The organism is Pseudoalteromonas sp., from assembly GCF_041613455.1.
In the GTDB taxonomy this organism is placed as follows: Bacteria; Pseudomonadota; Gammaproteobacteria; order Enterobacterales; family Alteromonadaceae; genus Pseudoalteromonas.
The window spans coordinates 1-14,098 of sequence record NZ_JBFJHD010000023.1 but is presented as its reverse complement, the minus strand read 5'-3'; the positions used below and the strand labels follow the sequence as shown (position 1 = coordinate 14,098).

Below are 14,098 nucleotides of genomic sequence, written 5' to 3'. Positions count from 1 at the left end.
GCGCGCTTATTTTCTTACTGAGGTAAGTATCTAAAACCTTATGCAGCGATCAAAACGTCGTTTATATACGTAAACAGTGGGCTTGCTTATAAACAAGTTAGCATATGTTAGATAGTTTATATCTTTGTACCCAGGTTGCGCCTTCTATATCATGCGCTCTTTTTTAAACCCATAGTCAGCAGCTCCCAAGGGGATCCACATCATGATAAAGCCATTATCAGCAAACAAAGTAGCACTTAGCTTGGCCGTTTCTTCTGCACTGAGTGCACCCTATTCTTGTGTCTTTGCTGCAGAGCAAGATGTACAGGCCGAACAAAACATTGAAGTGATTGCCGTTACCGGAACGCGTCGTAGCTTACGCAGCATTGCCGAAAGCACCGTCCCTGTAGATATAATTACCAGTGCTGATATGCAAAGCACCGGACAGCTAGAAATAAGCCAAGTTTTAGCCAACCAAGTACCTAGCTTTAACTACCCAAGTGCCACGCTCGCAGATGGCACAGACCATGCAAAACCTGCTGTTTTACGCGGTTTAGCACCCGATCACACCTTAGTGCTTATCAACGGTAAACGCCGCCATTCTGGAGCGTTATTAAACCTAGGGGGTACGGTAGGGCGTGGCTCTACTGCGGTTGACTTAAACATGATCCCCACTGCAGCCATTAAGCGTGTTGAAGTATTGCGTGATGGCGCTGCCGCGCAGTATGGCTCTGACGCCATTGCGGGAGTTATTAACATTGTTCTTAAAGACGCCGCAGCGGGCGGTAGCGTAAGCGTCACCTATGGTGAGTACGACAGCCAAATGGCAGGGGTAGCACAGTTAGAAAACAGCTACGCCGACGCCAGCGGTAACCTGGCATTTAATACCGCTGCTGACCGCAAAGTGAACGATGGAGCAACACGCACAATGAGTGCTAACTCTGGCTTTGCATTAGCAGATAGCGGCTTTGTAAACGTATCACTTGAGTACCGTAATAACGACTCTACCCAGCGCTCTGGCTTTGACCCGCGCGAGCAATACGATCGCCTTGAAGATGGCAGCCTAGACCCACGCGAATTTACCATTAACCGTTACAACCACCGCTTTGGTAAAGCAGAGCTTGAAGACTACGCACTGTTTTACAACATGGGTTACGACTTTGATAACAACGTAAATTTTTACTCATTTGGCAGCTATTCGAAACGTGAAGGTAATTCGGGTGGTTTTTACCGCCGCGCAAAAGACAGCCGTAATGTGTTAGCAGTGTACCCAAATGGCTTTTTACCGCAAATTGAAACGGACGTACAAGACTATTCATTTGCCTTAGGTTTAACAGGCGAAACTAGTGAATGGACATGGGATGTAAGTACTAACTACGGCCGTAACGACTTTGGTTTTGGCGTTGTTAATAGTATTAATACTTCACTGGGGGCAAACAGCCCAACCGAATTTGATAATGGTGCATTGGTTTATGACCAGTTTTTAGTTAACGCAACCGCAAATACCAGCCTAGATTTTGGCTTGCCGGATGAGGTGTTTTTTACTCTAGGTACAGAATACCGCCACGAAAGCTATAAAATCGAGCAAGGTGAAGAAGCCTCTTATATTACGGCACTTGATAGCGAAGGTAACCCAGTTGCTGCCGGTGGCGCTCAGGTACTTGCTGGCTTTAGTCCTGCAAGCGTCACTGACGTAAGCCGTCATAACGTAGCGCTATTTGTTGAGTTTGATAGCTACATAACTGCAGATTGGAATATTGTATTAGCGGGTCGCTACGAAGATTACACCGACTTTGGCGATACCTTTACCGCTAAACTTGCATCGCGTTATAGCATTAACAACAACCTATCACTGCGGGGGGCAATTAGCACCGGTTTCCGTGCGCCTTCATTAGCGCAAAGTTCGTACCGCCAAATTTCTACCGTGCTTGAGAACAATCAGCCGTTTGAAGTAGGTTTATTCCCGACCGATTCCGCAGCCGCACAAGCATTAGGGGCAGAGCCGCTTGATGCAGAAGAGTCGGTAAACTTAACCGCGGGCTTTATGTATACTCAAGGCAGCTTTAGCCTAACCGTTGATGCATACCGTATTGATATTGATGACCGTATTGTATTGTCTGAAAATTTAGAAGGCGATGCCGTTGTCGAAATACTGCAAACTGCCGGTGAGTTAAACACAGAAAGCGTGCGCTACTTTACTAACGCAATCGACTCACGCACGCAAGGTGTGGATATTGTTGCCACTTACAATTTAGACTTAAACGATTTAGGTGATGTACGCTTAAATGTAGCCGCTAACTTTAACGATACTAAAGTTACCCATGTAGATGACAACCCAAGCGAGCTAAATTCACTGGGTGACGACTATGTGGTGTTTGCTCGTCGTGAAATAGGTCGCTTTGAACAAGGCACGCCCGATAGCAAGTGGAACCTATCAGCGGTGTGGAACTTTAACCAATGGCAAACGACACTGCGTGCAACTCGTTACGGTGAAGTGGCAGATGTATCATCAACCGCCGCTCGTGATGAATACTTAGACCCTAAGTGGATCACCGACCTAGAAGTGGCATACCGCCCAGACGAGACATGGAAATTTGCCGTTGGTGCAAACAACGTGTTCGATCAATACCCACAAGCTACCGTAGATAACATAGGCTACTCTAACTTTGGGCAAATATTTCCCTATAGCCCGTATGCGCCATATGGTTTAGACGGCCGTTTGTTATACGCTAATATTACTTACGCGTTTTAAAAAAACATGAACTAAAAATACAGTAACTAAAAAAGGATGCAGTGTGCATCCTTTTTTATTATGCAAACTACGCTGAGGGTACATTTAATACCCCACTAATTCTGCATACCCTTTGCCTTTGAAACCACCTTGAGTTTTAATTCGCCCCTCCCAGTATGGAATACTCAGTTGATTCCGTGAATCGGGGTTACGCGCTTTAATTATTATCGGCTCAAACCCCTCAACATTAAGCGACCAGATAATGGGATAAGTTTTAGTGATTGGCGTTTTTTGCTGCGTTTTAGCCTTAAACTGCTGTGTTTTTAATACCTGTATAGTCACATCGTCACTTGCAATGGCCCGTACCTGCCCATCGCGAGTAATGTGCGATGCACTACAGTAATCATAACGTTGTTGGCCATTACGAATACAAAATGCCATTAAAGCACCTAACTCACTATCATCGGCTTGAATGCTAAACCAATCCCATCCATTTTGGGTCGAATCGATTAACGCCGAAGACCACTCCCTGTCTAACCAAGCATCACCGCTCACATTATAAGTTTTACCCGCAAAAGTAATAGCGCCTTTGGCTTGTAAAAACGGATAACTATAATAATAAGAGGCATGCCCCTGGTGTGTTTTTTGGCTATAACCTTGCTCACCCTGTTTTACCAGTGGGCTATTCGCCAGCACTAAATTAGCACTGTAATTTTCTTGCTGCGCCTTTAAGCTAAGCGGTAAAAATGTTGCCTCTTTACTTGCTAGCTGCCAATCATCTAGGCGGGCCTCAAAGGGCTGTGCGGTTATAGTTACTTGCCCCGAACGGCCGTATTTCTCAAACGCTTGATGCTGGGTATCGGTTTGTATTGCAAAGTGTGCAAAGTAAAGTTGCCCATTCCACCAAGGTGATGGTTCAGCAGCCGTGTTTTGCTCATCGACCGAGAGCCTGAATAAAGTCCATTGCACACCAAAAGTATCCCCACTGTCGGCTGTTAAATTGGCAGTAACGTACCACCACTCAATACCTTGTTGGTGGTGTGCCCCATGATCGCGTGGAAAGCTCAACCCTTGGCGTTTATTGACTGCTGCACCAAATTGCTGCGAAAACCCATCGTGCAGCTGCTTATTTTGGTTTACTTGCTCAACTTCAGGCTGGCACGCAATTAATGCGCTAATAAAAATAAAGCAAGTGGCTACTTTAAGTATATGCATGTAACTCCTATAGTCTGGCGACATTATCAGCAACGGCGCTTCGCGTTAATTTTATTAGCGGTAGCGCGCTCACAAACAAGGCTAAAATAAACATCAGCATGGTAAAGCCACCTAACTGCAGCCAATTAACGGTCATGGCCATAGTCCAACCAAAGGCGATTGGCATTACATAACTTAATAGCACCCAACCAAGGCAAAGCCCCAGCGGTATGGCTAATAGCAAAGTAGTTAAAATAATCAGTGCGGTTTGCAACACTTTTGCACTCAGTAACTGCTGCTGAGTTACGCCCAGCGTTTGTAATACCGCCATCGGCTGCAACTGCCCTCGCCCTAAGGTTAAAAAACTCACCCACATACCAAATAACGCAATAAGCATAATAAATAAGTTAAGTGCTTGCGTAACATAAAAGGTTTTACCAAATAACTGCTTAGCAAAGCGTTTAAACTGCTGATTAGCTATCACTTGCTGGCTATCTAGTTGGTACTGTTGTTGAATATATTCGCTCACTGCATCAACGTCACTGCCCGGTTTTAACCACAGCGATAAACCATATTCAGTGAAATTTAAGCCACTATTTAATAGCGCTGTTGTAGTTACCACTACATTTAAACCTTGCTCACCGTAATCGTAATAGGCAGCGCGTACTTGGCAAGACAGCGTATTAACATGCTGTTTTAGGGTTATTATATCGCCCACTTTTAGCTGGTACTGCAGCAAAGCAGGCTCATTCACTAAACAACCAACAACCCCGTTTTTGTTTTTTTCAAATACTGCAGATGTAGCTGCTTTATTGTTTAACAAAGTAAGGTGCTGGTTATAGCTGGCCGTTGCACCAAATGCCATAACATCAACCGCAATGGTATTTTTAGCTGTGTTAAGCTCACTTTTAGCCGACCAATATACGCCAACCCTTGCAACCTCGGGGAGTGCACTAAAAGCACGCTCTAAAGCTGGCATATTATGTTCAGGCCTTACATATAAATCGGCGCTTAGGCGCTTTTCAAGATGTGTATCTAGGGTGTCGCTAAAGCTGCCAACCATGATTTGCATACCTACCGCGGCCCCCATCGCCATTAAAATGGCCAGTACCGAGCTTAATAGCGTCGGTAACTGCACTATGCTGTCGGCTTTTAACCATTGAATAATGGGATTTTGTGTTGGCCATGGCAGTTTAAATACAGCTTTCACTACCGCTGGCGTAATCACAAAAAATAGCAGCAGCACACAAACACATAATAATAACGCGCTCATTTTAGTCTTTGCCGTTAATGCTAAGTAGCTGGCTGCAGTAATAGCAAACGCTAGCAGTGGCCATTTCGCACGCGCTAAAAAAGCACTTAATTGAGCCGATTGGCTGACTAAAAATCCAAATAAAACAATAATATTGAGTATAAAACCGCTGGCAATCATATTGCTGTCTAGGTTTACCACAAAGCTTCTATCGAGTTGATAAAGCCCTTGAAGAGTAGCCGACACATCCATTACCAAAGCATTGGCCAGTGCTGCGCCCAATAACGCCCCTAATACTGCAGCAATAAAGCTAAGCAAGGTTAATTCAATAACCAGCGCCTTAATTAGCGCCGACCTTTGACAGCCCAACAGCCACATTTGCTGCTGTAAGTGAGCGCGCGCAGTGTACGCCAGCTTAATTGCATTAAAACTTAAAAACGCACCCACTACGTAACCTAACAATGCCAGCGCTTGTAAATTAAAGAAAAACGCTTCAGACAACGCATCAAATGCTTGTTCTTTTGCTGCTTCAAGGCGTGCTTGCTCACCGAGCAATACGTTTAACTGAGCTGCTTGCTTGTTATTTAAGCCACTTACTTCAAGGTAATTAATTGCCCCGTTTGCGCGCAGTAATTTGTCGGCAAGGCTAATATCCACCAGCATGGTTATTCCTAAGCCTGGTAATTCACTTACCGCGAACGTGCCTGTGGTATCGCCGGTGTTTATATTAATACTGCTGGTTTTTAAATTTAGCCGCCGCATTAATTTAGGGTCGATATAAACGGTATTGAATAGCTGTTCAAAGCCGGTAAAGCTATTATTTTTAGTGGCTGCAGAGCTGCTAGCATTTTGTGTAAGCCACTGTAATAAGTTTACGCCTCTCAGAGCGAGTCGCTGACGCTTATCGGTTGTAATCACGCCCTCTAAAACCGGTTGAACCTGCGTAAAACCAGCGGCCCTAATACGCGACCACATACTATTGGGCAGTCTGTTTTCACCCAGTACAGGGCGTACAAAATGCGTCACTGGGTTTGCAATTAACGCTGTGGTTTGTTGATAGCGCTTACCGGCCTCTAAATTTAACCCCTGTATTGCAGTAAGTAGCGCCGCGCCCAAACTAAAACCAATAAAAAACAGTAATAACAGCCCTATATGGCGGCGATAAAACTGCATATAGGTTATTAAAATAAGTTTAACTTCAGCCATTAATTTGGCCATCTTTTAAAAACAATTGCGTAGTAAATTGATCGGCCAATCGCTGACTATGAGTGACCATAATGAGGATGATGTGCTGCTCTTCGCACAGGCTTTTTAATAGCGTAACAATGTCGTGTGAGCGGGCTGCATCAAGGTTACCTGTAGGTTCATCGGCCAATAGCAGCTTGGGCTTATTTAAAAGCGCACGACCAATGCCTACACGTTGCTGCTCACCACCCGATAGCTGCTCAGGCATCGCAGTAAGCTTACCTTCCAAGCCAAGTTTATTACTCATTTTATGAACTTCATCGTCGCTTGGTGCTAAGCCATTAAGCCTTGCTTGAAAGCACATATTGTCTTTTACATTTAATGGGCTGAGTAATTGGTAGTGCTGAAAAATAACCCCTATTTTACGCCGATAAAGCGCCAGCTCACTGGCACTCAATTCACTAATGTTTTGCTCATTAACCACAATTGAGCCTGCGTCAGGAGACAGCAAACCGGCTAATAAATTTAATAATGTTGTTTTTCCCGAGCCACTATCACCAAGTAGCGCAATTTGCGCAGCAGGTAAAATATTTAACGACAAATCATTAATAATTGGTCGTTTTAAGCCACCATCTTGGCGAGTAAAAAGCACATTTTTTAGCGAAATCATAAACAATCTCATTCCTGCAACAAAAGTACAGTTTGTTATATAAACAATACCATAGCAGTAAAGAGCGCATCAAAGCGCTCTTTTTTGCCCGCCACCCGTAACGTGAACTTTAGTTGTCGGCTTAAGCACTTTTTACTTTCGTAACTCATTGTATTTTTTATAAACCTAAGCCATGCTATTTATCTCAACTGCAAAAAGGTAAGCACGTGTTACAAATAGCTTTAATTTACTTAGCGGCAGCCATTGTCGCGGTACCCATTGCCAAGCGAGCGGGGCTAGGCTCAGTACTGGGTTATTTAATCGCCGGGATCCTAATAGGCCCCTATGCCCTCGCTATGGTGGGCGATCAAACCGATGTAATGCACTTTGCTGAGTTTGGCGTAGTGATGATGCTATTTTTAGTGGGTCTAGAGCTGCAACCTGCTCGCTTATGGAAATTACGTCATTCTATTTTAGGCCTAGGTGGTTTGCAGGTAGTGTTAACCGCGGCTGTTATTTTTGCCGCATGTTATTGGTTGTTTACCATGCAATGGCAAACCGCTTTAGCTATAGGGTTAATGCTGGCACTCTCTTCTACCGCTATTGTACTGCAAAGTCTTGAAGAAAAAGGCTGGTTAAAGCAAGAAGCGGGGCAAAATGCCTTTTCGGTGCTGTTATTTCAAGATATCGCCATTATTCCCATTCTCGCGCTATTACCATTACTCGCATTTGCACCACAAACTAACAGTGCCGACATTAATCATTCTTTTATTGCCAATTGGCCTATATGGCAACAAGTGGGTGTGTCGGTGGCAGTAATAGCGGCAATTATAGTCAGCGGCAAGTATATTTCAGCACCTATTTTTAGGTACATAGCGCAAACTCGTATACGAGAAATATTTACTATTTTTGCACTGTTTTTAGTGGTTGCCATTGCCTTGGTTATGCAAAGTATTGGCCTATCACCGGCGCTGGGGACTTTTTTAGCCGGTGTGGTACTTGCCGAAAGCGAATTTAGACACGAGCTAGAAGCCGATATAGAACCCTTTAAAGGCCTGCTGTTAGGGTTGTTTTTTATTACTGTGGGCGCGTCGATTAACTTTGCATTATTTTTTAGTCAATTTACCACTGTGATTGCGCTAGTGGCGATGTTGATAATAGTGAAAGCGGCCATTTTATTTGCACTGGCCTACACCTTTAAAATTAGTAACAAGCAGCAGTTGTTATTTACTCTAGCGCTGGCGCAGGGGGGCGAATTTGCTTTTGTATTGTTAAGTGTAACCAGCACTTTGAGTATTTTAACCCCAGAGCAAACCGCACTAACAACCTTAGTAGTGGCTATTTCGATGCTCATCGCCCCTTTATTATTAATGGCTTACGAGCAAATGCAAAAGCGTAGCAGTAACACAGCCCCCGAGTTTGATAAGCCAGAACAAATAAGCACAGCAAAGCATGTGATTATTGCCGGCTACGGCCGTTTTGGGCAAATTATGGGACGTTTATTACACGCTCAAGGCTACGAAATCACCGTACTTGATCACAGTCCAAGTCAAATAGAGTTACTGCGTCGCTTTGGCAATACGGTATTTTATGGTGATGCTGCACGCCAAGAACTGCTCGAAGCTGCAGGCGCACATACTGCGCAAATGTTAGTTGTGGCGATAGACGATCCTGACAAAACCATAGAGATAATTAAGCTGGCACATAAAAACTACCCACAGTTAAAAATTGTCGCACGTGCTATAGACCGCCGCCATGCATACCAATTACTTAATTTAAAGGTAGATGCCTTTAACCGCGAAACGGTCGATTCAGCAATTAACTTAGCGGTAGATGCATTAGAAATACTAGGTAACAGCAAAGAAGACGCCCAGCGCGCTGGTAAACTATTTAGGGATCACGACCGCGCTTCAGTAGTACAACTTGCCGAGTTATGGGGCGATGACGCCAGTTATGGTGTTGCTGTGCGCCAACGTATGGATGATTTAAAACAAGTACTGCAACAAGACAAACAGGCTAAAAGCGATTTAAATACTTGCGACAGCGGCAACTGTGAAGATGAGCTTACAGCAGCCCCTGCTAAGCCAAAAGCAAATTAATGCTGATGCTCACCTTGAATAGCTTCGCCTTGCTGATTATAAAAGCCGGTGGCGCCATGTTCGATAAAACCAAGGTTGATCATTTTTGCTAAAAACGGGTCGTTTTCGTTATCGCCAATGTCGGCATAATCGGTGGTTTGCCAGCGATCCCAGTTGGCAAACTGCGCTGCTATGGCTTGCTCGTCACTGTTAACATGATTAAGGCTAAGCACCGTTTCTGTTTGGCCTTTTTTATTGGTTACACTAAAAGTTTTAACTAATTTTGCTTGCGGTAAAAAGCTCAGCTTAAATTGGCTATCGCCCTCATTAAGCGCGTAGTTTTTTACTTCATTACACCCCTCACCTTGCGTACTTACTAGGGTCATTTTTGCAATTAAATGGTTATCCACCAGCTGACTTTTAGCGCTCCAATTTTGCACACCGCGTACTTCCGATGGTTGGTACTCAATACCACGCTGCTCGGCATTAAAATAGCGAACAGGGCGAAGCTGGTTATTACTGAGCTGCTGCCAAAGCTCAGTTAATGTTTCACTTTGATGCGCCACCTGCGTGTTGTTGCGCCAAACAGTAAGTGACTGAGTGCTTTGCTGCGATTTATGCTGATTGGTAATTGTATAGTCGGCTGTTAATTGCGTAGCATCAATATCGCACTGCTGAGCGAGCGCGCTAGTGCTGGCCAGTGCTGAGAGTATAAATAATAGCTGTTTCATTGGGCTAATCTCTTGGTTAAACATTACTTTATGGCTCTAACATAACGCCTAATAATGGCATTTGTATGACACAAAAAAGCCCGCAAAGTATTGCGGGCTATTTGTTTAGCTAGTTAACCTGAGCTCTGGTTAGTTAATTTATGGCGCTACTTTTTCGTTAGCCGCGGTTACTAAATCAGCGGCAAAGTCCATGACATGAAATAAGAAGCTTTGCTCATTAGTCCCGCTTACTAAGTGCGCACCAGGGCCTATGGCATACACGCCGACATCTTCACCGGCATGGGTTTCTGATGATAGCGGTACAAGTGCTTCTTGGTGAAAGCCCGGCGTTGTAGTATCAACATTGCTTAAATCAACGCGCCCTGTCACGGGTGCAAAGTTATAGCCGGCATCGGCATCCGTTTCATTGCCTAAATCTCTAAAGCCGCCACCATTGGTGTAACCTAGCGTTGTATAGGGCATATCATCGGCCGCTAAACTTGGCTCTGTTTGACCTATGCCAACCACTTTACCTAAGATTGGATTACCACGTTTAGGGTAACCCGCTATGGTAAATACATGGCTGTGATCGGCTGTGACTACAATGAGCGTTTCTGCTGGATTAGTGTTTTGCATCGCCACTTTCACGGCATTTGCCAACTCAATGGTGTCGTTTAATGCGTTGTAAGCGTTACCCGCATGGTGAGCATGGTCAATACGCCCCGACTCTACCGTTAAGAAAAAGCCTTTGTCATTGTTAGCTAACACATTAATTGCTGTTTCGGTCATTTGCGATAGCGAAGGCTCGCCGGCAATGTCGTTTTCGCGGTCGGCTTCGTATTGCATGTGTGATTCGTTAAATAAAGCAAACACGCGTTCAGTGCTACTGGTATCAATTGCGTTAAAGCCTGCAGTATCAATAATGTACTGCCCATTAGGGTACTGCGCTTGCCACTCTGCGGTTAAATCACGACCATCGGTACGATCACCTTCTACCGCACTAACTGCGTCGGCTGAATTAAACGCGGCATCTTTGGGTAAAAAATGGCGACGTCCACCACCCATGACAACTTCAATTCCGTTTACATCAACACCAACAAAACGCGCTTCGAGGTTTTTTTCAAAGTTAATCAGTTGTGAGGCGATATCTTCGCACGCTGCCGCACTGGCTGGCATGTCTGAAATATCTTCCCAATTGCGCTCTGCCGATTTAGCGTAGGTTGCTGCTGGCGTGGCGTGGGTAATACGCGCAGTCGAAACAATTCCGGTCGCTTTACCGGCAATTTCCGCCAGCTCTAACGAGGTAACAAGCTCATTACCGGCAACCGTAGCACATTCACCGCGTGCAACATTTTCATTAATACCAATAACGCCCGCATCCGTTTTAACCCCCGCGGTAATCGCGGTCATAGTGCCGGCGGAATCCGGTGTTTGCGCATCAACGTTATAGGTTTTTATAAACCCTGAATATGGCATGGTTTCAAAACTTAATTGATGTTCTTCACCCATTTCACCCTGTAATTGCCCGGCTAAAATACGTGCGGCGGTAATGGTAGAAACCCCCATGCCATCACCAACAAATAAAATGACGTTTTTAGCTTTGCCCGACTCAGTAACCACGCCGGCATTAGCGGCTTGTGTTGCTGCGAGTTTAGTTTCTGCAGCGCTAAACCAGCTGTTATTGGTCAGTGATGCCAATTGCTCAGTGCTCAGCGAAGTCAGCGGCGCATTACACACCAAGTTAGTTGCAGTTACTTCACTGCTCTCTAACTGGCCATTGCCATTATTATCAATGCCAGTTTGTGTGACAACGCCGCCATTAGCGCATTGCTCAGAGCCCACTGCAAGGGTGGTATTGGCCGTTAACGTGTTATTTTCGCTGCTATCGTCATTACTTGAGCAACCCGTTAACGCCAGAGTTACTGCTAAAGAAAGTATGGTTAATTTGTTCATCTTAGCCGCCATTATTGCTGAGTTAATTCAAGAGCTTGATTAATTAAGTGAAACACCACATTTTGCTCAATAACCCCTTGTGCAAGGTGAGCACCGGGTCCGCTTGCATGCAAAGAAATGTCTTCACCGGCGTGTGTTTCAGAAGCCAAGGGGACCGTTGTTTCTTGATGGAACCCCGGCGTTACCGTATCTACGCCTTTTAGCTCAACGCGCCCGGCAACAGCAGCGCTGCTGTAACTGGCATCGGCATCCGTTTCATCGCCTAGGTTTCTAAACCCTAAGCCGTTTGCATAGCCTACCGTGGTATAGGGCATATTATCGGCTGCAAGCGTGGGAGTCGTTTCACCAACCGCCACCACTTTACCTAAAATAGGGTTACCGCGTTTTGGGTAGCCGGCAATGGTAAATACATGGCTATGATCGGCAGTCACTAAAATAAGCGTTTCTTCGGGGTTAGTGTTTTCGACGGCTGCTTGCACCGCGTTAGCAAACTCAATGGTATCGTTAAGCGCATTAAAGGCGTTACCCGCATGGTGTGCGTGATCAATCCGCCCCGCTTCAACGGTGAGAAAAAAGCCTTTATCGTGCTTAGCAAGTATTTCAATTGCTTTGGTCGTCATCGCAGTCAGCGACGGCTCGCCGGCTATATCGTTGGCACGATCTGCTTCATATTGCATGTGTGATTCGTTAAATAAGCCAAATACTTGTGTGGCATCATCGGCGATGGCATCAAACCCAGCCTGATCCATAACATAGGTGCCATTAGGGTATTGAGCTTGCCACTCAGTGACTAAATTACGATTATCGCTACGATCGCCTTCTACTGCACTGATTGCATCGCTTGAGTTGGCTGCAGCGTCTTTTGGTAAAAAATGACGTCGACCACCGCCCATTACCACCTCAAGTCCATCAACATCGGTACCCACAAAACGCGCTTCAATATTTTTTTCAAAATCAATTAACTGTGAGGCAATATCGCTGCAGCCCGCGGCAATGGCATCTGCTGGCATATCGGAAATATCTTCCCAGTTGCGGTCTGCCGACTTAGCATAAGTGGCCGCAGGTGTGGCGTGAGTAATGCGCGCGGTAGACACGATACCCGTTGCCAGCCCTTTAATTTCAGCAAGTTCAGTGGCTGTTAGCAATTCATTGCCCGCAACCGTGGTGCACACCCCTCGCTCTATATTTTCATTTACGCCAATCACACCGGCATCGGTTTTAACGCCCGAAATCATAGCCGTCATGGTGCCTGCCGAATCTGGCGTTTGCGCATCCACGTTATAGGTTTTTACTTGTGCCGAATAAGGAAAAGTTTCAAAGCTTAAGTAGCCTTCTTCACCCAATTGATTGTTTCGCTGCCCTTGTAAAATGCGGGCGGCAGTTAAGGTAGATACCCCCATACCATCGCCAACAAATAAAATTACATTTTTCGCTTTACTGGCTTTAGGGGATTTTGCTAACGCCGTTTTAGTGGTTAATTTAGTTTGCGCGGCGTTATACCAGCTGCTGTCTTTTTGGCTTTGCGGCAGTACACTAGCGTGGCTAACAGCACTCAATGCAGATGTGAGTGCGAGTGCCACAGCGGCTTTTTTAAGTTTCATCCTAGTTCCCATTATTTAGTGGTTATGCTTAAGCGGTGTGACCACAAACAGATCAACAGCCGCACTATAGGAAGCGCATGTGACTAAAAAAGATCATTTTTATGAATAACTGATGACAAAGCTAACGTCGTAATAGCGCCATAGCTTAAGCACCGTTAAAATAAATAAAATACAAAGCTGTTAATTTACAAAGACTTAGGAGTAAGCACTGCAATTTTTTATAACTTTTAATTATATAAAGCTTGCTACTGCTGCTAACTTACTCTATTGTGTTGGTCATCGGGTGAAAGAAAGCCCTGTTTATTTGTTAGTACCACGTTGTTTTAGTAATAATCCTTCGCGTTATCCTCAGTTAAATGCTTGTTTTCTCCCAATTTAAATGCCTAATTTAAGGCACACTTTAATTAATTCTTAGGATTCTATTATGTCTAATACTACAACTGGTACAGTTAAATTTTTTAATGAAGCAAAAGGCTTTGGTTTCATCGAGCAAGAGTCTGGTCCTGATGTGTTTGCACATTTCAGCGCAATCTCTGGCGACGGTTTCAAAACTTTAGCTGAAGGCCAACGTGTACAGTTTACTGTTACTCAAGGTCAAAAAGGCCCACAAGCTGAAAACATCGTTAGCATCTAATTGCTACCGTTAAATGGGTTAGCAATAACCCATTTAAAATACTAGTTTGAAAGAAGTTCTGTTTTATTTGTTAGTACCCCGTTGTTTTAGTAATAATCCTACGCGATATCCTCAAGTTAACTTATTTTTTCC

9 protein-coding genes are annotated in these 14,098 nt (G+C 44.7%); 3 read left to right on the top strand and 6 right to left on the bottom strand.

Translation table 11 applies throughout. The features are described 5' to 3' along the window. Positions 1 to 202 precede the first annotated feature (202 nt). A complete protein-coding gene (locus ABYB02_RS04305) occupies positions 203 to 2,731 on the top strand; it encodes a TonB-dependent receptor plug domain-containing protein (RefSeq protein ID WP_372761228.1) in 2,529 nt (842 codons plus the stop codon). Positions 2,732 to 2,815: 84 nt separating this feature from the next. On the opposite strand, the gene ABYB02_RS04300 is transcribed toward ABYB02_RS04305, so the two are convergent. The 3 genes from ABYB02_RS04300 to ABYB02_RS04290 are packed head-to-tail and all read right to left on the bottom strand — an operon-like array spanning position 2,816 to position 7,011. Next, entirely contained in the window at positions 2,816 to 3,925 is a 1,110-nt protein-coding gene (locus ABYB02_RS04300) for a lipocalin-like domain-containing protein (protein WP_372761227.1), read from the bottom strand. A 7-nt stretch (positions 3,926 to 3,932) separates the two neighbouring features. Then, the gene (locus tag ABYB02_RS04295; protein WP_372761226.1) at positions 3,933 to 6,362 is read right to left on the bottom strand and encodes an FtsX-like permease family protein; all 2,430 of its coding nucleotides are present in this window, start codon (positions 6,360 to 6,362) and stop codon (positions 3,933 to 3,935) included. Next, positions 6,355 to 7,011: an ABC transporter ATP-binding protein gene (locus ABYB02_RS04290; protein WP_372761225.1), complete on the bottom strand. Its 657-nt coding sequence runs from the start codon at positions 7,009 to 7,011 to the stop codon at positions 6,355 to 6,357. The genes ABYB02_RS04295 and ABYB02_RS04290 overlap by 8 nt, the downstream gene beginning before the upstream one ends. A gap of 206 nt (positions 7,012 to 7,217) precedes the next feature. Between ABYB02_RS04290 and ABYB02_RS04285 the strand changes: the two genes are divergently transcribed. Further along, a complete protein-coding gene (locus ABYB02_RS04285; RefSeq protein WP_372761224.1) occupies positions 7,218 to 9,089 on the top strand; it encodes a monovalent cation:proton antiporter-2 (CPA2) family protein in 1,872 nt (623 codons plus the stop codon). On the opposite strand, the gene ABYB02_RS04280 is transcribed toward ABYB02_RS04285, so the two are convergent. The 3 genes from ABYB02_RS04280 to ABYB02_RS04270 form a co-directional block, all read right to left on the bottom strand. Then, positions 9,086 to 9,799 (bottom strand): hypothetical protein, encoded by a 714-nt coding sequence (locus tag ABYB02_RS04280; RefSeq protein WP_372761223.1) that lies wholly within the window; start codon positions 9,797 to 9,799, stop codon positions 9,086 to 9,088. The two genes, ABYB02_RS04285 and ABYB02_RS04280, sit on opposite strands and share 4 nt — an antisense overlap. A gap of 138 nt (positions 9,800 to 9,937) precedes the next feature. Beyond that, entirely contained in the window at positions 9,938 to 11,731 is a 1,794-nt protein-coding gene (locus ABYB02_RS04275) for an alkaline phosphatase (protein ID WP_372761222.1), read from the bottom strand. A gap of 11 nt (positions 11,732 to 11,742) precedes the next feature. Then, the gene (locus tag ABYB02_RS04270; protein ID WP_372761221.1) at positions 11,743 to 13,332 is read right to left on the bottom strand and encodes an alkaline phosphatase; all 1,590 of its coding nucleotides are present in this window, start codon (positions 13,330 to 13,332) and stop codon (positions 11,743 to 11,745) included. A gap of 424 nt (positions 13,333 to 13,756) precedes the next feature. On the opposite strand from ABYB02_RS04270, the gene ABYB02_RS04265 reads away from it, so the two are divergent. Then, the gene (locus ABYB02_RS04265; RefSeq protein ID WP_006792548.1) at positions 13,757 to 13,966 is read left to right on the top strand and encodes a cold-shock protein; all 210 of its coding nucleotides are present in this window, start codon (positions 13,757 to 13,759) and stop codon (positions 13,964 to 13,966) included. Positions 13,967 to 14,098 lie beyond the last annotated feature (132 nt).